Origin of the sequence: Vibrio vulnificus CMCP6 (assembly GCF_000039765.1) — a bacterium.
Classification (GTDB): domain Bacteria; phylum Pseudomonadota; class Gammaproteobacteria; order Enterobacterales; family Vibrionaceae; genus Vibrio; species Vibrio vulnificus_B.
On the sequence record NC_004459.3, the window covers coordinates 328,907 to 350,155 of the forward strand.

The 21,249-nt window shown below is 46.7% G+C and carries 19 protein-coding genes and 1 pseudogene; 6 read left to right on the forward strand and 14 right to left on the reverse strand.

The genetic code is table 11. The features are described from left to right. Positions 1–143 precede the first annotated feature (143 nt). Positions 144–1,733: a membrane-bound lytic murein transglycosylase MltF gene (mltF, locus tag VV1_RS01660; protein ID WP_011078441.1), complete on the forward strand. Its 1,590-nt coding sequence runs from the start codon at positions 144–146 to the stop codon at positions 1,731–1,733. A 446-nt stretch (positions 1,734–2,179) separates the two neighbouring features. Here the strand turns inward: mltF and tadA are convergent, their stop codons facing one another. Further along, the gene (tadA, locus tag VV1_RS01665) at positions 2,180–2,725 is read right to left on the reverse strand and encodes a tRNA adenosine(34) deaminase TadA (RefSeq protein WP_011078442.1); all 546 of its coding nucleotides are present in this window, start codon (positions 2,723–2,725) and stop codon (positions 2,180–2,182) included. 36 nt (positions 2,726–2,761) lie between these two features. Beyond that, the gene (locus VV1_RS01670) at positions 2,762–3,646 is read right to left on the reverse strand and encodes a LysR family transcriptional regulator (protein WP_011078443.1); all 885 of its coding nucleotides are present in this window, start codon (positions 3,644–3,646) and stop codon (positions 2,762–2,764) included. 152 nt (positions 3,647–3,798) lie between these two features. Here VV1_RS01670 and VV1_RS01675 point away from each other — a divergent pair, with 152 nt between their 5' ends. Continuing rightward, entirely contained in the window at positions 3,799–4,929 is a 1,131-nt protein-coding gene (locus tag VV1_RS01675; RefSeq protein ID WP_011078444.1) for an S-(hydroxymethyl)glutathione dehydrogenase/class III alcohol dehydrogenase, read from the forward strand. A 49-nt stretch (positions 4,930–4,978) separates the two neighbouring features. Continuing rightward, a complete protein-coding gene (gene fghA, locus VV1_RS01680) occupies positions 4,979–5,824 on the forward strand; it encodes an S-formylglutathione hydrolase (RefSeq protein ID WP_011078445.1) in 846 nt (281 codons plus the stop codon). A 45-nt stretch (positions 5,825–5,869) separates the two neighbouring features. On the opposite strand, the gene VV1_RS01685 is transcribed toward fghA, so the two are convergent. From VV1_RS01685 to VV1_RS01705, 5 genes are all read right to left on the reverse strand, one after another. After that, positions 5,870–7,429: an AbgT family transporter gene (locus tag VV1_RS01685; protein WP_011078446.1), complete on the reverse strand. Its 1,560-nt coding sequence runs from the start codon at positions 7,427–7,429 to the stop codon at positions 5,870–5,872. A 279-nt stretch (positions 7,430–7,708) separates the two neighbouring features. After that, positions 7,709–8,125 (reverse strand): type IV pilus modification PilV family protein, encoded by a 417-nt coding sequence (locus VV1_RS01690; RefSeq protein ID WP_011078447.1) that lies wholly within the window; start codon positions 8,123–8,125, stop codon positions 7,709–7,711. Next, positions 8,115–9,407, reverse strand: a complete 1,293-nt coding sequence (locus VV1_RS01695) for a hypothetical protein (protein ID WP_011078448.1) — start codon at positions 9,405–9,407, stop codon at positions 8,115–8,117. The genes VV1_RS01690 and VV1_RS01695 overlap by 11 nt, the downstream gene beginning before the upstream one ends. Then, entirely contained in the window at positions 9,404–10,072 is a 669-nt protein-coding gene (locus VV1_RS01700) for a PilW family protein (RefSeq protein WP_011078449.1), read from the reverse strand. Before VV1_RS01700 ends, VV1_RS01695 begins: the two co-directional genes overlap by 4 nt. Next, the gene (locus VV1_RS01705) at positions 10,053–10,565 is read right to left on the reverse strand and encodes a GspH/FimT family pseudopilin (RefSeq protein WP_011078450.1); all 513 of its coding nucleotides are present in this window, start codon (positions 10,563–10,565) and stop codon (positions 10,053–10,055) included. The genes VV1_RS01700 and VV1_RS01705 overlap by 20 nt, the downstream gene beginning before the upstream one ends. A 102-nt stretch (positions 10,566–10,667) precedes the next feature. Here VV1_RS01705 and VV1_RS01710 point away from each other — a divergent pair, with 102 nt between their 5' ends. Beyond that, entirely contained in the window at positions 10,668–11,102 is a 435-nt protein-coding gene (locus tag VV1_RS01710; RefSeq protein ID WP_013572320.1) for a type IV pilin protein, read from the forward strand. A gap of 60 nt (positions 11,103–11,162) precedes the next feature. On the opposite strand, the gene dnaJ is transcribed toward VV1_RS01710, so the two are convergent. The 5 genes from dnaJ to VV1_RS01735 all read right to left on the reverse strand — a co-directional run bounded on the left by dnaJ (position 11,163) and on the right by VV1_RS01735 (position 17,512). Continuing rightward, positions 11,163–12,308, reverse strand: coding sequence for a molecular chaperone DnaJ (gene dnaJ / locus VV1_RS01715; RefSeq protein ID WP_011078452.1), 1,146 nt, complete (start codon positions 12,306–12,308; stop codon positions 11,163–11,165). A 209-nt stretch (positions 12,309–12,517) separates the two neighbouring features. Continuing rightward, positions 12,518–14,428: a molecular chaperone DnaK gene (dnaK, locus tag VV1_RS01720; RefSeq protein ID WP_011078453.1), complete on the reverse strand. Its 1,911-nt coding sequence runs from the start codon at positions 14,426–14,428 to the stop codon at positions 12,518–12,520. Positions 14,429–14,668: 240 nt separating this feature from the next. After that, a complete protein-coding gene (locus VV1_RS01725) occupies positions 14,669–15,454 on the reverse strand; it encodes a metal ABC transporter permease (RefSeq protein ID WP_011078454.1) in 786 nt (261 codons plus the stop codon). Further along, positions 15,451–16,350: a metal ABC transporter solute-binding protein, Zn/Mn family gene (locus VV1_RS01730; RefSeq protein WP_011078455.1), complete on the reverse strand. Its 900-nt coding sequence runs from the start codon at positions 16,348–16,350 to the stop codon at positions 15,451–15,453. The genes VV1_RS01725 and VV1_RS01730 overlap by 4 nt, the downstream gene beginning before the upstream one ends. Further along, a complete protein-coding gene (locus VV1_RS01735; protein WP_011078456.1) occupies positions 16,334–17,512 on the reverse strand; it encodes a hypothetical protein in 1,179 nt (392 codons plus the stop codon). Before VV1_RS01735 ends, VV1_RS01730 begins: the two co-directional genes overlap by 17 nt. A gap of 139 nt (positions 17,513–17,651) precedes the next feature. Between VV1_RS01735 and VV1_RS25040 the strand changes: the two genes are divergently transcribed. Together VV1_RS25040 and VV1_RS25045 are read left to right on the forward strand one after the other, a co-directional pair. Continuing rightward, positions 17,652–18,302, forward strand: coding sequence for a hypothetical protein (locus tag VV1_RS25040; RefSeq protein ID WP_011078457.1), 651 nt, complete (start codon positions 17,652–17,654; stop codon positions 18,300–18,302). After that, positions 18,299–18,937: a hypothetical protein gene (locus VV1_RS25045; RefSeq protein ID WP_011078458.1), complete on the forward strand. Its 639-nt coding sequence runs from the start codon at positions 18,299–18,301 to the stop codon at positions 18,935–18,937. Before VV1_RS25040 ends, VV1_RS25045 begins: the two co-directional genes overlap by 4 nt. 105 nt (positions 18,938–19,042) lie before the next feature. Here VV1_RS25045 and VV1_RS01745 read toward each other — a convergent pair whose 3' ends face one another. After that, complete coding sequence (locus tag VV1_RS01745; protein ID WP_011078459.1) at positions 19,043–20,323, reverse strand: dicarboxylate/amino acid:cation symporter; 1,281 nt, start codon at positions 20,321–20,323, stop codon at positions 19,043–19,045. 281 nt (positions 20,324–20,604) lie between these two features. Then, positions 20,605–21,200: pseudogene (grpE, locus tag VV1_RS01750) on the reverse strand (nucleotide exchange factor GrpE). Positions 21,201–21,249 lie beyond the last annotated feature (49 nt).

A 21,249-nucleotide genomic window follows, 5' to 3' on the forward strand; every position in this document is an offset into this window, starting at 1 on the left:
TGCGTCACTTTTTTTGTCAAATTTGAAATACAACCAAAATGTCGTCGCTAAGAAAAGGTGTACAATTTTGCCTATCGCTTTTTCTTTGCCTACCTTGCCCGCTTTGATATAAAGAGACGAATCGATTTTTGAGAGCAGACTTGATGCCAATATTTAATCTTCACCAACTACGTAACTTTCTGTTTATTATCGCGACAACGCTGTTTTTATCAGCGTGTCAGATTGAATCAAAGCCCACTAGCGAGCTTGATCAGATCAAACAGAGAGGTGTACTCCGTGTCGGCACTCTCAATAATCAACTCTCTTATTACATCGGTCCTGATGGCCAAACTGGTTTAGATTACGAACTCGCTCGCCAGTTTGCAGATGAACTTGGCGTCAAACTTGAAGTGAAAGTGGCTTTTCGCCAAGCCGAGTTGTTCCCCATGCTCAAACGCGGAGACATCGACCTCATCGCCACCGGTCTCAACCAGACCCCAAGAGCGATTAAACAATTTCGCCCCGGCCCAAGTTATTATTACGTCAGTCAAGTCGTGGTGTACAAAAATGGTGCCCTACGCCCACGTAACTTAAAACAGTTAGTCGAATACCAAAACGCCAAAACCGCCTCCGAAGATGAAGCCGAAGCGAGTAACAATGCGGCTGCCAACACTCTGCAAGTAGTGAAACAATCACAAAATGTGACGTTGTTGAAATCGCTACAGAGCGATTACCCAGAGCTGCAATTTACCACCGTCTCTGATGCCGATAATTATGATTTGCTTCGCCGTGTCTCAACTGGGGAGCTGAGGTTTGCCATCAGCGATTCTATCGAATTATCACTGGCTCAACGTCTCTACCCCGATTTAGCCACCGCATTTGAAGTCACCGAAGATCAACCTGTTTCTTGGTTTGTTCGCCGTTCACCGGATGAATCTTTGTATGCGCTGATGATTGAGTTTTTCGGCAACATTAGCCAATCTGGCGAACTTGCACGCCTAGAAGAAAAATACATTGGCCACATTGGCAGCTTCGATTATGTGGATACGCGCGCCTTTATCCGTGCGTTGGACAATAAATTACCCAAATGGGCTCCTTTATTTGAGCAATATTCTGCAGAATTTGACTGGCGCTTAATTGCCGCTCTGGCGTACCAAGAATCACATTGGAATCCCCTCGCGAAATCGCCGACCGGTGTGCGCGGTATGATGATGCTGACGTTGCCGACTGCGCAAAGTGTTGGGGTAAAAAACCGCTTAGACCCAGAGCAGTCTATCCGCGGTGGCGTTGAATATCTGCGTCGTATTGTCGCTCGTGTACCTGAATCGATCCCTCAACATGAGAAAATCTGGTTTGCTTTAGCATCCTACAACGTTGGCTTTGGTCATATGATGGATGCACGCCGTTTAACCAAACGACAAGGTGGCGATCCAGATTCTTGGGGAGATGTGAAAGAGAGACTGCCGCTATTAAGACAGAAGAAGTATTTCAGCCAAACTCGCTACGGTTATGCCCGTGGAGACGAGGCGAAAAATTACGTTGAGAATATCCGCCGCTACTACCAAAGCATCATTGGTCATGTGGGACAAAACTCTCTGATTGCGAGCGATCAAGAGGGCGAAATTCAAGTGATCCCGCCACTCGAAAACAGTGAGCTAGTGGCAGCTAGCGACATTGACGCTGCAGAAAACGAAGCTCTGTCGCCAGATGTCGGTGTCAGCCAAGCGACACTCACCACAGAAGTCCAACCTTAAGAGCAGAAGTGGAGCGATTTTTGTAAAAGTCGATTGCTTTTTATCGGCAACTTTATCTAAAATCGCTCTTCTGAATTAAGCTAAGCGGACCACTTCGGTCGTTCTAAATCTTAGCGTCACTTTCCAAGCGTCAAGCTTGTACTGAAAGAGTTCATATTTAGCCACCCCAAAGACTGCTCTTAAAGCCAAGGCTCTAAAGAATGCGGAGACGTTATCGTCGTCGTTAAGGGGATTATTTATCGTCAGTAGGAGGTCGTTGTGTTAAGACGTCGCGTCCAATCCAAACGCCTGAACAAAACTGTAGCGGCTAACCGACGTAAACGTAAGTTAGCGAATACAAAAAGAAAAATTAGCGCTCGCAATCGCATTTTTGTGCACCTTGTGAACCACGCTTAATTGATGAGTAAACATCTGCACCATGAAACGCAGATGTTTGCTACTACTCTCTACTTTTCTTCCTCGTCCACATCTTCATGATCACTTTGAGTCTGCTGCTCCTTCTTCAACGCCTTGATCTCTTTTCGACGGCGCTTAAAAAAGGCCTGTAACTGCTCACGACATTCCAACTCTAACAATCCTTTTTCGATGGTTGCGTAGTGATATGCCGCTTGACTAGAAAACAGATCGAGTACCGTCCCTGCCGCCCCCGCTTTCAAATCAGGAGCACCAAAGACAATGCGTTTCACACGGCTATGCAGCAGTGCGCCCGCACACATTGGGCAAGGCTCTAAGGTGACGTACAACGTGGTGTCAAGCAGACGATAGTTACCCAGACTCTGCCCAGCTTGGCGTAAGGTCTGTATTTCTGCATGGGCCGTTGCATCATGTTGACCAATCGATTGATTCCACCCTTCAGCAATCACTTCGCCATCTTTGACCAGTACCGCGCCAACAGGCACTTCCCCTTCACTTTCAGCAATCGCGGCAAGCTCAATCGCTCTGCGCATAAAAACTTCATCTTGAAGTGAAAAGGGTTGATGTGTCTCTGCCATGTTTACCTCTATCGTCTGGGTTGGGGATTATAGCGGTTATGCGGCTGCAGATAAATGTTGTGCCAGATGATCCACCAGCAAACGAACTTTCGGCGATAAATGTCGATTGTGTGGATACAGCGCCCAAACCCCTTCACGATCATCACGAAAATGCGCCAGTACTTCGATAAGTCGCCCTGCGTGCAAGTGCTCATCAACGTAGTAATCCGGTAACTGAACCAAACCAATCCCTTTCAGAGCGGCATCCAATAGCACAACACCACTAGAGCAACGAATACGCCCATTCACTTTAATGGAACGACCTTGATGATTCTCTTTGAAACGCCAATGATCGTGGGTACCGATCAGGCAGTTGTGTGACGACAAATCCGATAACGTGTGAGGCATGCCATGCTGTTCAAAATATTCTGGCGTCGCACAAACATGCAGATGACGATCACTTAGTCGACGCGCCATGGAACTAGAATCTTCAAGCTGACCCAGCCGAACCGCGATATCCACACCCTGCTCAATCAAGTCGAGCTTTTGGTTGGTGAGCACTAACTCTAAATCAATTTTAGGGTAACGAATCAGAAAGTCATTCAGCAACGGCGCGATCTTTTGCTCACCGTAAGTGACCGGGGCGGTAATTCTTAATTTCCCTTGTGGCGTCTGCTGCATTTGTGTCACGGCTAGCTCCGCTTGATGAAGCCCTTCCAATATGCTGCGACAATGCTGAACGTAGATCTGCCCAGCCTCAGTCAGTGACACTTTTCTTGTTGAGCGCAGTAACAGCTTCACACCTAACCGCTCTTCCAGTTGTCCGACTCGGCGGCTCACATTTGCGACCGATGTTTCTAAGCGCGTGGCGGCCTGAGTGAAGCTGCCGCTTTCGGCCACCGCAACAAACTCGTTCACACCTTCCCAATGAATATTGGCCATCACACTTCTCCTTCACATTCATTATTACTCATGTGTAAAAGTCATTCTCAATTTAACAGGATTATAAAACAATTTGGAATGACTATACTGAAATTCTTGGTTCGGTGTGCCTATACGCCACCGCTTAGTTAGACGCTTAAAGGAGCCTCTCCATGACTCAAGATAAATTCATCAAATCTCGCGCCGCTGTAGCTTGGGGGCCAAAACAACCACTGAGCATCGAAGAAGTCGATGTCATGCTGCCCAGAAAAGGCGAAGTCCTTGTTCGCATCGTCGCGACTGGGGTTTGTCACACGGATGCTTTTACGCTGTCAGGAGATGATCCAGAAGGGGTTTTTCCAGCGATTTTAGGTCATGAAGGTGGCGGTATTGTCGAAATGGTTGGCGAAGGGGTAACCAGCGTCTCAGTCGGTGATCACGTCATTCCCCTTTACACCGCAGAGTGTGGTCAATGTAAGTTCTGTCTGTCTGGTAAAACCAACTTGTGCCAAGCCGTGCGAGAAACACAAGGTAAAGGCTTAATGCCTGATGGCACGACGCGATTTTATAAAGATGGCAAGCCTATCTTCCACTATATGGGCTGCTCAACCTTTTCGGAGTACACCGTGTTACCTGAAATCTCACTAGCAAAAGTAAATAAAGAAGCGCCGCTGGAAGAGATCTGCTTACTTGGCTGTGGTGTCACGACTGGGATGGGCGCGGTAATCAATACAGCAAAAGTGAAGCAAGGTGATACGGTTGCGATCTTCGGCTTAGGTGGGATCGGCTTATCAGCGATTATTGGTGCGCGTATGGCTGGTGCGAGTCGCATTATTGCCGTTGATATCAACGATAGAAAATTTGAATTAGCCAAGCAGCTGGGTGCCACAGATTGCATTAACCCTAAAGAACATGCTCAGCCGATCCAAGAGGTAATCATCGAGATGACTGACGGCGGTGTGGATTTTTCTTTCGAATGCATCGGTAATGTCAACGTCATGCGCCAAGCGCTCGAATGCTGCCATAAGGGCTGGGGGGAATCTGTCATCATCGGGGTCGCAGGAGCAGGGCAAGAAATCTCAACACGCCCTTTCCAACTGGTCACAGGTCGAGTTTGGCGTGGTAGCGCTTTTGGCGGCGTGAAAGGTCGTTCTCAACTGCCTGCGATTGTTGAACAATACCTTGCTGGTGAATTTGGTTTACAAGAATTCATCACGCATACAATGCCACTAGAAGGGATCAACGACGCCTTTGAACTGATGCACTCAGGAGAGAGCATTCGCTCAGTAGTTCACTTCGAATAACCCCTCCCCTATTAACATTGGCGAGCTTCGGCTCGCCAAAGGAGCAAGCATGGTTTTGACCCACCTTAGCCAATCAAAAGTTTTCCAAGGTTGGCACAAGCAGTACCAACATCACTCAAGCACGCTTAATTGCGAGATGCGATTTGCGATTTTTTTGCCTCCCCAAGCCACCAACCATCACAAAGTACCCGTCCTGTATTGGTTATCCGGCCTCACCTGTAGCGACGAAAACTTTATGCAAAAAGCGGCTGCATTTGAAAAGGCGGCAGAGCTAGGTATGGCTATTGTTGCCCCCGATACCAGCCCCAGAGGTGAAGGGGTCGCCGACGATCCCGATGGGCACTATGACCTTGGTCTTGGCGCTGGATTTTACCTTAATGCCACTCAAACGCCGTGGAAAAAGCATTATCAGATGTACGACTACATCGTGAGTGAGCTGCCTCAGTTAATTGAAGCTAATTTTCCTGTCACGGAAAAAAGGGCCATTGCAGGACACAGTATGGGAGGACACGGCGCTCTGACGATTGGGATTCGCAATCCAGAGCGATATTGCTCTATTTCCGCATTCAGTCCAATTTGTCACCCCACTAAGGCACCTTGGGGGCAAAAAGCCTTTCGCCATTATTTAGGGGAAGAGACTGAACAATGGGCACAATACGATGCCGTTGAACTGCTCAAAGAGCATTGCCTTACACGCCCGTTGCTGGTCGACCAAGGTGCTGCCGACCCCTTCTTAGAAGAACAACTGCAAATTGAGACGCTGCAACAAGCGTTACAAAACGCTCCTGCACATACTCAAATTCGCCTGCAGCCGGGGTACGATCACAGCTATTTCTTCATCCAAAGCTTTATTGCGGACCATCTCTCCTTTCACTGGCAACACCTTTGCGCATAACGTAAAAAAGCCTGCTGAAGCAGGCTTTTTTCTTATCCAATGGTATTACATTGTGTAGGTGTATGGCGCTTGAACACCCAGCGGAATACCCACTGCCCAGTAAGCAAGCAAGAAGATCGTCCAACCAATCAGCATCGCAATAGAGAATGGCATCATCAGTGATGCAAGCGTACCGATACCGGTTGATTTCACGTAACGTTGACAGTAAACAACAACGAGTGGGAAGAACACCATCAAAGGTGAAATGATGTTGGATACAGAGTCACCCACACGGTAAGCCGCTTGAGAAAGCTCTGGAGAAATACCCACAGCCATTAGCATTGGAACTAGGATAGGACCAATCAATGCCCACTTAGCCGATGCTGAACCGATAAGTAGGTTCACTGACGCCGTCAGCAGAATCATACCAACGATGGTCGCTTCACCCGGCAGGTTCATCGCTTTCAGACCTTCAGCGCCGTAAAGCGCCAACATGGTACCGATGTTTGACTGAGCAAATGCCGACAAGAACTGTGCACAGAAGAACGACATCACAATGTATGCGCCCATCGTCGACATTGTTGTTGCCATCGCTTTGATGATGTCGTTACTGGATTTGAACGTGCCAGACACACGACCGTAGACATAACCAGGGATGATAAACAGGATGAAGATCAATGGCACAATTGACTTCATGATCGGAGCAGAGAACGCCGTAATTTCACCATTTGGTGAACGCAGCGCTGAGTTTTCAGGCCAGATAGCCGCGATAAGCAGCGCAATACCTGCCATCATCGCCCAACCAGCGTAACGGAACGCTTTCGATTCTAACTCGGTGAATGAACCAAGATCCGGTGCTTTTTCCGCATCGTCATCAATCGGAGTACTCGCTAGACGAGGCTCGATGATTTTCTCTGTCACATACCAGCCAATCGCAATGATGATCACCGAAGAAAGACCAGTGAAGAAAATGTTCGCCAGTGGGTTAACCACGTATGCAGGATCCAGAACCTGAGCTGCCGTTTGTGTAAAGCCAGCCAATAGAGGGTCGATACCTGAAGGGATAAAGTTGGCCGAGAAACCACCTGATACACCCGCAAACGCAGCCGCGATACCCGCAAGAGGGTGACGACCTGCCGCATGGAAAATGATACCACCTAGAGGAATAACCAGTACGTAGCCTGCATCCGCTGCGGTGTGCGATACGATCGCCACCAAAATCAGCATAGGAGTCAGAAGCTTAGCTGGCGTGAAATTCAGCATCTTCTTAAGGCCTGTGGTAATAAAGCCTGAAGAGTCCGCAACACCGACACCAAGCATCGCCACTAACACGATCCCTAGAGGTGCAAAACCAGTAAACGTGGTCACCATGTTTGCAAGGAAACTGGCTAATGATTCACCGGTTAGAAGGTTTTTGATTGCAAGAGCGTCGCCAGTTCGAGGATTGATAAGATCAAACGAAACGTTTGACAAAAGTGCAGACGCAGCCCAAGTAATCACTAGTGCCCAGAAGAACAAAATCGCAGGATCTGGGATCTTGTTCCCTACCCTTTCGATGAAGTTCAAAAAACGATCCATACCGCTCGGCTTCGGCGATGGCGCTTGATTTACAGCTTGGTTACTCATGGTAACTCCATAATCAATGATGTTGGTGCCAATGGCTTCTTAAAATTATTGTTTCAGCCTATTTTTCAACGTTTGATTCTATTAAATCCGTTTAAGAAAAGCACAAGGTTCCGAAAGTTTTTCCATATTTGGAGACATATTTTGCAAAAACACAATCAATGTGCAACAAATTAAATACAATCAAAAACCCTTTTTTGAAACAAAAACGACACCATATTGAAATACATCACGATAACAACTGAAGCACCTGCCACCATTTAACCACTCAATATCAACTCATCACATATCAAATTCGCTGTATTTGGAAATCATTGTTTTAAGCTCAATAGAGTGCGAATCACCTAGCCGATCCGTCCACGTAGTTTTTATCTCTATTGTTTTTAAGGCACCGGAAACACTACTGCTAGGAACATTCCAATACACGTTGTAACCACTAGCAACAGCAGAACTTCCCGCAGAGAAATCTGTCGAAAAGTCAGCCCCAGAAATAGATGACATAGCATCAGAAATACCACGTGTCCGAAACCATTCGAGTTTTTGTTCTGCTAAGTTGAGCGCCTCAATGCTCCTCTCAGCAAAATCAGCTTTACGCTCCATGTACACTTGAAGTTTTATCAACCCCAAGGCTCCGATACCAATAAGTAGAAAAGAGATCAGCACTTCTATCAAACTGAAACCACTTTGCTTACAAATCATTCCAGCTCCCCTTCTCCCATGCGTAAAAAATAACGGGATCAACCACCTCTTCTATATTGTCTCTATTGAAAGCAAAGTTCAGTGAGTTTGCGAAGTAAGCTGCATAGCTTGGACTATCTAAAACTTGCCCTCCAGAGAAAGTGAATGCCCCTCTTTGAAAATAAACAATTCGGTTTTTACTCAACCCTGTAAAGTGAACAACCTCTGCAAAATGATCTTTTGCTTCAAAGTTATCCCAAAGAGTATCTAAGTTAGTTGGTGCTGTTGTATGAAGTTGATACAGCATTCCAGGAAACGTCATCGCGCCATGTGCAGCAAAAATGCCGTTGTGCACTAGTAATAAAACAGGATCCCCTCCCGAACTAACAAAAGCCTCGGAAATATGATCGATCCCACCTTTAATCGGGTTACCGTTTGAATCGGTTGGATAATTACCATTAATTTTTGTGGAAGACGTAAATTCACACGAACCCGTTACCCATATTCTTCGCTTACCTGCGTTTATCTGATCAGCCACTTTTTTTCCACAATCCGTAACTATCTGATCCAACACGTTGTCAAAATTTACAGTGGCAAAGTTGAGATTAGTTTTTACGCTACTCCAATTGGATCTCTGCACTCTGAAAAGATCATAGAAAGGCTCCAGAGCGCCATCCTGAATAAAATCATCACCATATCCAGTATCTGCGGAGATATTGGTCTTGTGCGAAGCTTTACAATCTTTAGATTTATGATTGAAGCCTTGATATGGAACACTGCCATGTATCACGCCTTGGTTAGTGGCGCCTGATCTAGAGTGAAATGCACTTTTGTAACGGATTGCTGTACATTCCCATCCATCATCAAAATCACCAGGATCAGGTGTAGAAAAAGTAGCACTACCGTTGATATAGAGATCGGAGCTACTTTTCAGAGCACCGCTAGATGCACCACGACTCAGTTTAAGAGTTTTGCTTATCGTCGCATGTCCGCTAGAGGCTACTTTGCTCGTAATTTTATTGTTGCTATCGATAGCAAGATTAGACAGTCCTAATGGGTTTTTACACGTAGAAGGAAAAAGAGTAGTTGCAGCAAGAATATCACCTTGCTGTCTGACAAGCGCAAACGCGCACTCCAATCCCCCCTCCGCTTTCCAGTAACTTTGCCGTGACAATACCTCATTTTGCGCTCGTTTGATTTGATAAAGCAATGTTTTATAACTACCTAAAGTCGCCATGAGTGCAGCGATCAGCAATACACTCGTAACAAGCAAGGTCGTCGCACCTTGTTCACGATTTATCATTGCCAATTCCTCTGCGTTACTGAGAATGAAACGTTTTCTTTACTGGATGGGAGGTCGGTCAAGCGCGTAATCAATTCAATATCAAAATAAGCTGACGTCGCACCACCACCCGCTATATTTTTCTGCACTACATTGAATGCCTCTACCTGGATCTGGCTAGCCACAAATAAAGAATTACAGGAGTTTACAAATGAACCGGCAAAATTGCTCGCTTGAGCTGTCGTAATCAAATAATCTAACTCCTTTTCACATATTCTAAGAATGTGACTATCATTATCTCTTTGTTCATAAACTACATTCTTATATAGCGGCGTTGCTCCAGACATTTTGGTAAAATAAGCGTAAGCAATTAACCCCTCATCTGCACTATTGTGTGAATAGATCACCGTGGTTGCCCCTGATAGTCTGACCGTTTGACCATTACTTCCATCATAGCCAGCTCTCAACATGTCTGAATGCATCATCTGCGTAACACTCCTTGTGTTTTGCAATAACATCAAATCTTTGCTGCGCTTCGCTGACGCATTTTGTCCTTGAATAAAAATCGAACCAACAACACCTAATGCAAACAAGCCAATAGTTGCGGATATCATAAATTCGACCAACGAGGCACCTAACTGCCTCTTACGTTGAAAAGAAATTTGTTTAGCAACGAGGGTAGCCATAGTATTCATCACTCTGGTTATCACTACATAGGCGGAAACGGGCAGAACGATTATGCGCAATTAACTTAATTGCTTTCGTAGATTCACCTGTAGGGTAAAAACGGATGTTGCCCTGACTAGGACGGCCATAAACACCATCAAAACTGATCTGATCAGACGGGAACTGCGATTTAACTAATACTCCTTTGTAAGGAGCACCCGAAAGATTAAGCAAGACAGTACCAATTCCTGGAGTTGCATTGTCAGTAAGTTCAATTTTCCAAGTCCCTAAACTATCCCCATTAGCTGCGATGGAAATATGTGCCCAAAGATTTTGTCGACGTAATACAGCCTCCGATTTTGCTTGGATAACAAAGCCATGCAATTCATTTCCTAGTCTCTGCATTTTGGTTGTATTCGTAACACCAGTAAAACTAGGTACTGCCCAAGCTAAAATTACAGCCAGTACAGCCACTGTAATTAAGAGCTCCAAAAGTGTGAAGCCGCGAGTCATTTCCCAAATTCCTATGTAATCTATTGCTAAGCAACAATTCAACTTGCACCAATGCTAGCACCATAGAAAAATAGGAGGAAAATCAACGAGGAAGTGTTCGTGATGATTCGAAATTTTCCCTGCAAACACTACAATAAACACTCATCTGGTATGACATTGATCGAATTATTAATCGCAGTAGTCATCGTGGGGATCTTGGCAAGCATCAGCTACCCGAGCTACAAAAATTATGTGATCGAGTCGCATAGAACAGTAGCCAAAGCAGATATGGCGAAAATTCAGTTGGAGCTGGAACGTAGCTACAATAGTGGTTATCAATGGACGCAAATCCTATCCGGCAGCACTTGCCTGATATGTGACTCTCTCTCGGAGAGATATACATTTTCTGTTGCCAGTTCTGCAACCATTTCATATACCATTACAGCGACAGCGAAAACCGATAAAGGTCAAAGCAACGATCCTTGCCTAGCCAATGAAACGATAAAAAAAATGACGCTCGATTCAACCAACCAAGCAAAACCAACGGCTTGTTGGTAACAAAAAAGCCCGTTTGGCATCACCAAACGGGCTTTGTCGTACTGAACTCTTATCGCATGACTAGCTGGTCAAATCGTCAAAGAACTTCTTAACACCATTAAAGAAGCCTTCTGATTTTGGTTTGTGCTTGGTGGCCGCTTCACCACAGCAAGACTCTTCAAACTCTTTCAGCAACTCTTTTTGACGTGAACTCAAGTTCACTGGCGTCTCGACCACAAGTTTCACAATCAAATCACCGATTGCGCCGCCGCGAACGCCTTTTACGCCTTTGCCACGCATACGGAACATGCGGCCCGTTTGGGTCTCTGATGGTACTTTCAAATTCACACGGCCATCGAGTGTCGGCACTTCCACTTCGCCACCCAGTGCCGCCATAGCAAAACTTACTGGCACTTCACAGTAAAGGTTGTTGCCTTCACGTTCAAAGATGTGGTGCTCTCTTACGTGTACTTGTACATACAAATCTCCCGCTGGGGCGCCGCGCTCACCCGCTTCCCCTTCACCAGAGAGACGAATGCGATCGCCTGTGTCAACCCCTGCTGGAATCTTAACATTGAGCGTTTTGGTTTTCTGCTTGCGGCCTTGACCATGACACACATTACATGGGTCTTTGATGATCTTGCCTTTGCCGTGACAGGTTGGACAGGTTTGCTGTACAGCGAAGAAACCTTGGCGCATCTGAACCTGACCATGGCCATGACAGGTACCACAGGTTTCAGCTGAAGTGCCTTTCTTCGCCCCCGTGCCTTCACAAGTGTCACAATGAACCAATGTCGGAACTTCAATTTCCTTCGAGACGCCACGTACGGCTTCTTCTAGCGACAGTTCCATGTTGTAGCGCAGATCGGCACCACGCTGTGGACGAGCGTGACCACCACCACGGCGACCACCACCAAAAATATCGCCAAAAACGTCGCCGAAGATGTCACCAAAGTCAGCACCACCGCCACCAAAACCACCGCCGAAGCCGCCACCGCCTTGTTCAAATGCAGCGTGGCCATATTGATCGTAAGCTGCTTTTTTCTGTGGATCGGTCAGAATTTCGTACGCTTCTTTTACTTCTTTAAACTTATCCGCAGCAGACTCGTCACCCTGATTGCGATCTGGGTGAAATTTCATAGCCAAGCGCTTATACGCCTTTTTGATGTCTCGCTCTGAGGCATCGCGGCTAACGCCTAATACTTCGTAAAAATCACGTTTTGACATATTGTTCGTCACCAATTAATTACTGCAAACGGTTGATTCCGCTTGGTGTTTGTATCGATATAGATAAAGGTTCGACGTTTGAAAACAATGAAGTCCTTTATCTATAAGTACACAGGTATTTACAAACTTACGGGCGTAAGAGTTACCCCAAACGCCCGCAAACAGGAAGTTCAACACCAGATGGCGTATTGCCATCTGGTTAAACAAGATTATTTCTTGTCGTCTTTCACTTCTTCAAACTCTGCATCAACAACATCGTCTTCTTGAGACTGAGCACCAGCTTCCGCTGAACCTTGTTGTGCTTGAGCTTGTTGCTGAGCGATTTCCATTAGCTTCTGAGCTGCAGCCATTAGCGCTTGGATTTTCGCTTCGATCGCTTCTTTGTCTTCGCCTTTACGAGCTTCTTCAAGTTCGCTGATTGCTGTTTCGATCTTCGCCTTCTCATCTGCTGGTAGCGCTTCGCCCGCTTCTTCTACTTGCTTGCGTGTACCGTGGATGATTTGGTCAGCTTGGTTACGTGCAGTTGCTAACTCTTCGAACTTTTTGTCCGCTTCTTTGTTTGCTTCTGCTTCTTGTACCATTTTCTCAATCTCAGCGTCGCTTAAACCGCCAGAAGCTTGGATAGTGATCTTCTGCTCTTTACCAGTCTGCTTATCTTTCGCAGATACGTGTAGGATACCATCCGCATCAAGGTCGAAAGTGACTTCGATCTGTGGCATACCACGTGGTGCAGGGTTGATACCTTCAAGGTTGAACTGACCTAGCGACTTGTTGTACATCGCTTGTTTACGCTCACCTTGTAGCACGTGAATCGTTACCGCACTCTGGTTATCTTCTGCTGTCGAGAACACTTGGTTCGCTTTGGTTGGGATAGTAGTGTTCTTCTCAACCAACTTCGTCATTACACCACCCATAGTCTCGATACCTAGAGACAGCGGTGTTACGTCTAGTAGAAGAACGTCTTTAACATCACCTGCTAGTACACCACCTTGAACAGCCGCACCTACCGCTACTGCTTCGTCTGGGTTTACATCACGACGTGGTTCTTTACCAAAGAACTCTGTTACTTTCGCTTGAACCATAGGCATACGAGTCTGACCACCCACTAGGATAACGTCAGTGATGTCACCTACTGAAAGATCTGCATCCGCAAGCGCAACTTTTAGCGGCTCTAGTGAACGTTGAACTAGGTCTTCAACCAGTGATTCTAGCTTCGCACGTGTCACTTTGATGTTCATGTGCTTAGGACCCGTTGCATCTGCCGTGATGTATGGCAGGTTTACGTCAGTCTGGTTAGTAGAAGACAGTTCGATCTTCGCTTTTTCTGCCGCTTCTTTAACGCGCTGCATTGCTAGTGGATCGTTCTTCAGATCGATACCTTGATCTTTCTTGAATTCTGCTACTAGGTAGTTGATTAGACGGTTGTCAAAGTCTTCACCACCAAGGTGAGTGTCACCGTTGGTTGCTAGTACTTCAAAGGTTTTCTCGCCTTCAACTTCATCGATTTCGATGATAGAGATATCGAATGTACCGCCACCTAGGTCGTATACTGCGATAGTGCGATCACCACCTTGCTTGTCTAGGCCGTATGCTAACGCTGCCGCAGTTGGTTCGTTGATAATACGCTTAACTTCTAGACCCGCGATACGACCAGCGTCCTTTGTTGCTTGACGCTGAGCATCGTTAAAGTATGCAGGAACGGTAATTACTGCACCTGTTACTTCTTCACCTAGGAAGTCTTCTGCTGTTTTCTTCATTTTCTTAAGAACTTCAGCAGAAACCTGAGGAGCTGCCATTTTTTGGCCTTTCGCTTCAACCCAAGCATCACCGTTATCTGCCTTCACAATTTTGTATGGCATGATTTCGATGTCGCGCTGAACTTCTTCATCTTCAAAACGACGACCAATCAAACGCTTGATTGCAAATAGCGTGTTTTCTGGGTTTGTTACCGCTTGACGTTTTGCAGGTTGACCAACAAGAGTCTCACCATCGGTATAAGCGATAACTGAAGGAGTTGTGCGCTCACCCTCCGCATTTTCGATTACACGTGGTTTGTCGCCGTCTAGTACAGCAACACAAGAGTTAGTAGTACCTAAGTCAATACCAATGATTTTACCCATCTGGCTATCTCCAAATAAATTCTATTTTCTTTTGCTTTATCCCCTATATGGGGATCGACAATGGGGATTCAACCCTTACTCACAAAACCAAAATAAGTTGTGTGTTTCACTTATGCCTCATAAATAGGGGCGTCAAAAACCTTTTCAAGGGGCAACAAGAAAAAAAGTGATATTTTTTTATTGGATTCGAGTCATCAGATGGCGGAGCCAATATCCGCTCCGCACAATTGAAAGGATAATTTAAGACGAGAGAGGACGAGAATCTGCGCGTTGAGAATATAAACTCGCTAGCTTAACCATCACGCCAACGGCGCCGACACCTGCCATGGTCAGCACAATACTGGGCCCGACCGGATAATCTCCCCACAATGACATCAAAAAGCCCGTGCTCCCACCGACAATACCAAGGCTTATCGCCGCCCACCAATAGAGCGAAGTTCGAAAGAGCAAGGCAAACAGAGCGGGCAAAATGAGTGCGGCAAATTCAAGATAAACCCCTAGGTTGATCACCAAAGGCGGAACCGCCAAAGCAAACAGCAGATAGAATTTTGCCCCCTCCAACCAATGAGAACGCAACCATTGCACCCAAAGCAAACTGAGCGTCACCATCAAAACCAACCCAACATCAGTGATGTCTGTCCATAGCAAGCGGCCACCCAGCAGCGAATCAATCAACTCTTTACCATGTGCCTGAACGCTCACCACATTGATGGAAACGCACGCAGCAATGACATACAGCAGACCAATCATGGCTTCCAAATGCGGCGTCGCTCGATGCTCTAAATAGCTGAGTAACCCAGCCACTGGTAAAGTCAATAAATACGAAGCCAGTACTTTACTCAGCAAACTGGCTTCAAACCCCGCATAGAGCTCTACGATGATCATCGCCAGTGCCGAGATTTGTGCCATGGCCAAATCAATAAAGACCACTCCACGGCGTAACACTTGCCTTCCTAAAATGATGTTACTCACCAAAGCCAGTAACCCAATGGCCACTGGTGTCATTAGCCAGATGTGATCACTCATGGCGCACTTCTCAACTGAAGCAGTTGCGCAATACTGTCATCAATCAGCGCGATCAGATCACTGGCCTGCTCTCTTCCTCCAACACTTTGAGCCAACTGCACAATCGGCAACTGGCTTCGCTGGGCCAGCCAGTTGGCCGCATCCACAGGTTGATGGCTGGAGTAGACGATACCACTCACCTGACTCAAATCGAGCTGATTCAACTTTTGCAGATGCGCCATCGTCGGTGGCAGTCCGGGCTTTGGTTCAAGATCTGCTACTTGTTCTATTCCCAACCAAGCATAAAGGTAGCGATAGGTCTGGTGGTAACCCACCACTTGCATATCTCGTAATGATCTTGCTTGCTCACGCCAAACGGACAAACGTTTTTGCCACGCATGACGAAACTTTACCCCCATCCCTTTATATAGGGACTGATTGTCTGGATCGATAAGCGCAAGCCTATCCGCTAACGCGCGAGACACCGCTGGCATATCGGCCAGTGCAAATTGGACGTGAGGATTACCGTGTGCGTGCACATCGCCCATAGCACGATCAAGCTGCTCATGTTTATCCAACATTTGCACATAGTCACTGACCCAAAACAGCCCCGTTTGCCCGTTTTGTACTTTCGGGTTGCGGCTTTGTCTTTGCAGTTCAGGTAGCCAACCGATCTCCAGCTCAGCGCCAGAACAGACCACCAGATCTGCACGGCGCATTTGTGCAATCAGTGATGGCCTAGCTTGAACATAGTGCGGATCTTGCATCGCCGTGGTTGCAGAGTAAATCCGGGCATCAGGCGCGTGCTGGCGGACCAAATCTGCCCAATCCGGCTGGCAGACAAAGACATTTAGCCCTGCGATGCTCGGCATGCTCAAAAGTAACAGCGACAAACAAACACTAAAACGCATGAGCATGGTGCGCTCCAAATGACATCACGTATTGCAGGCTAAATAAGGTCTCATCACCATCAACGTTTTCTTCATAGGTCACCTGACCACGAATGCGACCAAAATGGGAAGCATGCCAATCCAGCGCGACATCCCACTCTTTCAGATCGCCACGAGAAAACTCACCATGCAAGTGATCACCATGAGCATGCACTTCTCCTTCCACAGTCCGCACTTCCCCATAACGTGTACTCATGGTCCAACTCGGATGGAATTGATAAGCCAGCTCCGCATACCAACCTTGTGCAGATTGCTCCGCTCCAGGCACACTCGCCATTGGCGGATCAAATCGATTGTCTAAATACCAAAATTCACTGCTGGCTCTCAGATTGGTTTGACGATAGTTACCTTCCGGTGCCCATTTCCAAGTGAAATCCGTACCGTATAAATGACGCCCGGTTATCACGGGCCCATGCGAATGGCTCGCGTGATCATGATGATGGTCATGCGCACTGTGATCCGATGACTCTGAATGAACAAACTGACGACCATTGGCATTGTAAAGCGCGCTCACTCCCCAACGCCAACTGTGCTCCACACCTAAGTCTGCGCCAATTTGCACGTTCGCGGTATACACACCAACATTCACCGGATCGCTATACCCTGCATCCAAAGGTTTTCCACTTAATGCTTCGATGCTCGTCTGCAGATAAAAATCGGTCGGCGCTAACCAACTCATTTGAACGCCATCATCGAAATAGTGACCACCAAGAAATGCGCGATAAACAGCTGGGCGTTCGATAAATGCATCTTCATGCATGTGTTTATTGTTTAGGTAACCAATGTGAGAGAGTAATCTCCCCGCTTTCAGTTTGAATCCCAGCGGTAAACTGAGCGTTTCTATCCAAGCCTCTTCGAGCTCAAGCTCAGTTTCTCCCCCATGGCTCGCCAGTACCGTAACGAGCTGACCTTTGAAGTGATGATCAATGTTACTGCTTAGTACAAGCTCAGAATGACCAAGCGAAAATCCCTTGTCACGGCTTCCCCAATGGCGAGATTCATTTTGATAACTGCCATCCAGAACGACGCCAATATCAATATTTGCGTTTACCGCTGAACTACTGATGAGCATGGCACCACACAAAAACAACCTACTCTTCTTTACTGCTGGGACTCTCACGACATCCATCTCCGATTAATTAATGATAATACGTCTCAAAACTATTGAATGAGACAAATGTTATGTTATAACATTTCATAAATCAATCTAACCTACTAAGTTTATTCGCTAGGTTTATTCCATCGTTCAAATGAAAGGACATCGTTAAATGCAACCCCTGTTGACCACCAAAGTTACATACACCGCACTCTCTCTGGCCGTCATGCTGACACTCAGTGGCTGTAGCGAAGGCGAGAACAAAGCAGACCATCACAATCATCAAGATTCAGACCACACGCCATCCTCCATGAGCCGTTTGGTCGTCACAGAACAAGGCAGCACTAACCTCTACGTTCTTGAAGGCAAAAATTGGGCACCATTGGAACAATTCAATTTACAAAATACGCCATCTGGCCTGAAAACCAGCCCAGGTGGGCGCTACGCGTTGGCCCTGCAGCGCACTCAAAACCTCGTGGAAGTTCTCGATTCTGGTATTGAAGCAGAAGCGCATGGCGATCATTTCCATTTACACGTAGAGCGTCCGCAATTACTCACGACCCAGTATCAGGGCATCAAACCAACGCATTACGATCTTAGTGACGACGCTGCGGCGCTCTTTTTTGATGGCGACAGCAACAGCGGAGAAAACGCAGAGTTTCGAGTATTAAATGATGCCAGCATCGCCAATGGCACTGCCCTAGCTCATTACACCTTTGGGTATGCCGTGCACGGCACCGCGCAACTGTTTGGGGAACATGCGTTTACCGGTATGTCGACAATCGGCCAATCCCGCCGCTTTGCCAAAAGTCGTGGCTCTTGAACGACAACGGTGACCATTTTCACGAATTGAGCACCTCAACCGATGCGTGCCCCGCTCTTCACGGCAGTGCACAATCCAAAACACAAGTGGCTTTTGCGTGTAGTGATGGCGTGATCGTTGTTGATACACCCAATGCCACCCCGCAATTCACTAAACTCGCCAATCCGGCAGGTTTAGACACAGGATCTCGATTTGGCACTGTGGTGGGTTTTGATGCTGCGGATAAACTGTTGTTTCTCACTCGTCAGGCTCAAGCCTTTTATCTCGCCCAAGGGGAGCTGAAAGAGGTCAATTGGAAATCTTCTCCGGAGGAAGGCGCACTAGCTCATTATGCCGCTAACGACGCCTTGGTTGTGGTGAGCTCCAACGGCACATTGAAAGTGTTTAATGCCGCGGCGAATTTCATTCAAAGCCACAATATAACTTTATGGGAAACGCCACCAGCGTTGGCGGAAGGACAAAAAATTCAGTTAACGGGAGACAAACGTACAGGTCATCTTATTGTGAGCGATCCTGCCAATAACCAACTGCTAGAAATCGACCTTGTCAAAGAAGAGGTCCGTCAACATCCGCTTGGTTTTGTTCCTCACTTACTCACTTGGGTAGGGACCGTAGAACAAGAACACCAGCATTGATGCTTGACGCTTGATGTACTCAATGAGCAAAAGAGGGGGCATCATTTCAAAGTACAAAAAAGCGAAGCCGCTAGGCTTCGCTTTTGTTTCGCAGAAAAAGTGTGCTTACGCATTCGCTGTGGTTGAAGGCGCTGTTTGCGCTTCGTCCGCTTCCACACCAATTTCCCCTTCAGATTTCGCAACGATGGTATTCACCGCGGTATCGCCTACTACGTTAGACGAAGTACAGAACATATCGTTGATACGGTCTACCGCGGCAATAATAGCAAGGCCTTCAGGTGGTAAACCAAGTTGATGAAGCAGTACACCCACCATCACTACGCCACCGCCAGGTACGCCACCAGCACCAATCGAAAGCAGAAGAATCGTCAAGCCCAGTGTGAAGATGTCTGCCGTGTTAATTGGCTGGCCAAATGCGTTTGCCACAAACATGGTCGCCAACGCAATGTAAATAGACACGCCTGACATGTTCATGGTCGCGCCCAGTGGCACACCAAAACCAGCCACAGACTTAGATACATTAAGCTTCTCAGTCAGGGTTCTCATGGTCACAGGAATGGTTGCATTCGAACTCGCGGTCGATAACGAGAACAAGATCTGCTCGCGAGTCGCACGCAAAAATGCCTTGGGTGTGATCCCAGTAGTAATGCCCACCACCATTGGGTAGAAGAAGAAGATCCAAAACACCAGCATGGCCACAACCAACGCGACATAGCCTGCAACCGACATCAGCGTGTTGGCATCCAAAGTCGCTCCAAGTTGAATCATCAGAGCAAACACACCGTAAGGCGCAAGGCTCATCACAAGGCCAACCAGTTTCATCATGATCTCATTGGCCATTTTGAAAGTACGGATAGCAGGGCCACCACGAGAATCCAGCGCTTGGATTGCCAAACCGGTCAAAATCGCCATAAAGATGATTTGCAGCATGTCACCATTGGCGAAAGCTTGCACTGGGTTGCTTGGCACAATGTTCACTACCAACGAAAAGATATCCGGTGTTTCCGTTGTGGTCAGTTTTACCGTTTCTGAAATGGTACCCGCAAGATGTGCATCCGCCCCTGGTTGGAAGATAAGACCAACTGTCAGCGCTGCCGCAATCGCAATAATGGTATTGATAATGTAAAGCGCAAAAGTTTTACCACCAAGGCGACCAAACGCAGTAATGTCTTTTAGGTCAACAATGCCACACACAATCGAAACATAAACAAGTGGCACAACCAGCAGCTTGATTAGCGATACAAACATACCACCAGCGCCCTCTGCGGCACCCAGCAAATAAGTATCAAAGATAGTAACGCCACTAAAGAGATACTGAATAGCAGTACCGATAAGTAGACCAGCAAACAAGCCTACAAAAATCTTACTTGAAAGTGATTTATCCATCCTTCACTCCAGAATGTTGTGTTTTTAATTTATGGTTTTGTAGTTAAAACCGCCTATATTTCAGACGGAGTTCGCACATAATACACACTTGAGTTACAAAATGAAGTATTTGTTTACAATAATGATACAAATTTCCAATCAGAAATTAATTTTCAGTTAAAGGAAAAGCAAAGAATAATCGACTAAATCAAAGGGTTGGTTTACTAGGTGCGGGGGCTTAGGAGACATAAAAAAGAGCGGCAAAAGCCGCTCTGTGTGTTTGAATCGGTCTATCAGTTCGCTTATTTCGCAACCATAACCATCGCAGGACGAATCACTCGACCATTCAATTCATAGCCTTTTGCATCACGAACATCACGGTATTTGACTCGTGGTCTGGGCTTTCCTGAATCGACATCGCTTGATGCCATTCTGGGTTAAATGGTTGGCCTTCTGGATTGATTTCTTTCAAACCAAACTTACTGACCACATCAACGAACGTTTTATGAGTCAATTCAACGCCTTCAAGCAGCGGTTTTACCGCTTCGCTTTCAGCGTCAGCCGCTTGAATCGCACGCTCTAGATTATCAATCACTGGCAGCAGTTCTTCAGCAAAGCGATTCAACGCATATTTACGCGCTTTATCAATTTCTTGCTCAGTACGGCGACGCATGTTTTCCACTTCTGCTTTCGCACGTAGCACTGAATCTTGCTGCTCTTTCACACGCGCTTCGCTGGCTAATAAAGCGGCTTCCAGTTCAGCGATCTTCGCCGCTGATTCATCGGCCTCTTCGTTCCATTCGATATCAGCATCAGTGCCAACAGCTTCTACTTCTACTTCCGCAGCGTCTTGCTGTTTAAGCGCTTCTTCGTTGATTTTGTTTTCTTCGTTGCTCATGATATCTCCAGAATTCAACTATTTGTCCTTAAAGCCCCTCACGTTTTAT

What these genes read in the sequence shown, in the direction of transcription:
- mltF (WP_011078441.1), top strand. Translation starts at nt 144, where the DNA reads ATGCCAATATTTAATCTTCACCAACTACGTAACTTTCTGTTTATTATC.
- tadA (WP_011078442.1), bottom strand. Translation starts at nt 2,725, where the DNA reads ATGGCAGAGACACATCAACCCTTTTCACTTCAAGATGAAGTTTTTATG.
- VV1_RS01670 (WP_011078443.1), bottom strand. Translation starts at nt 3,646, where the DNA reads ATGGCCAATATTCATTGGGAAGGTGTGAACGAGTTTGTTGCGGTGGCC.
- VV1_RS01675 (WP_011078444.1), top strand. Translation starts at nt 3,799, where the DNA reads ATGACTCAAGATAAATTCATCAAATCTCGCGCCGCTGTAGCTTGGGGG.
- fghA (WP_011078445.1), top strand. Translation starts at nt 4,979, where the DNA reads ATGGTTTTGACCCACCTTAGCCAATCAAAAGTTTTCCAAGGTTGGCAC.
- VV1_RS01685 (WP_011078446.1), bottom strand. Translation starts at nt 7,429, where the DNA reads ATGAGTAACCAAGCTGTAAATCAAGCGCCATCGCCGAAGCCGAGCGGT.
- VV1_RS01690 (WP_011078447.1), bottom strand. Translation starts at nt 8,125, where the DNA reads ATGATTTGTAAGCAAAGTGGTTTCAGTTTGATAGAAGTGCTGATCTCT.
- VV1_RS01695 (WP_011078448.1), bottom strand. Translation starts at nt 9,407, where the DNA reads ATGATAAATCGTGAACAAGGTGCGACGACCTTGCTTGTTACGAGTGTA.
- VV1_RS01700 (WP_011078449.1), bottom strand. Translation starts at nt 10,072, where the DNA reads ATGGCTACCCTCGTTGCTAAACAAATTTCTTTTCAACGTAAGAGGCAG.
- VV1_RS01705 (WP_011078450.1), bottom strand. Translation starts at nt 10,565, where the DNA reads ATGACTCGCGGCTTCACACTTTTGGAGCTCTTAATTACAGTGGCTGTA.
- VV1_RS01710 (WP_013572320.1), top strand. Translation starts at nt 10,668, where the DNA reads ATGATTCGAAATTTTCCCTGCAAACACTACAATAAACACTCATCTGGT.
- dnaJ (WP_011078452.1), bottom strand. Translation starts at nt 12,308, where the DNA reads ATGTCAAAACGTGATTTTTACGAAGTATTAGGCGTTAGCCGCGATGCC.
- dnaK (WP_011078453.1), bottom strand. Translation starts at nt 14,428, where the DNA reads ATGGGTAAAATCATTGGTATTGACTTAGGTACTACTAACTCTTGTGTT.
- VV1_RS01725 (WP_011078454.1), bottom strand. Translation starts at nt 15,454, where the DNA reads ATGAGTGATCACATCTGGCTAATGACACCAGTGGCCATTGGGTTACTG.
- VV1_RS01730 (WP_011078455.1), bottom strand. Translation starts at nt 16,350, where the DNA reads ATGCTCATGCGTTTTAGTGTTTGTTTGTCGCTGTTACTTTTGAGCATG.
- VV1_RS01735 (WP_011078456.1), bottom strand. Translation starts at nt 17,512, where the DNA reads ATGGATGTCGTGAGAGTCCCAGCAGTAAAGAAGAGTAGGTTGTTTTTG.
- VV1_RS25040 (WP_011078457.1), top strand. Translation starts at nt 17,652, where the DNA reads ATGCAACCCCTGTTGACCACCAAAGTTACATACACCGCACTCTCTCTG.
- VV1_RS01745 (WP_011078459.1), bottom strand. Translation starts at nt 20,323, where the DNA reads ATGGATAAATCACTTTCAAGTAAGATTTTTGTAGGCTTGTTTGCTGGT.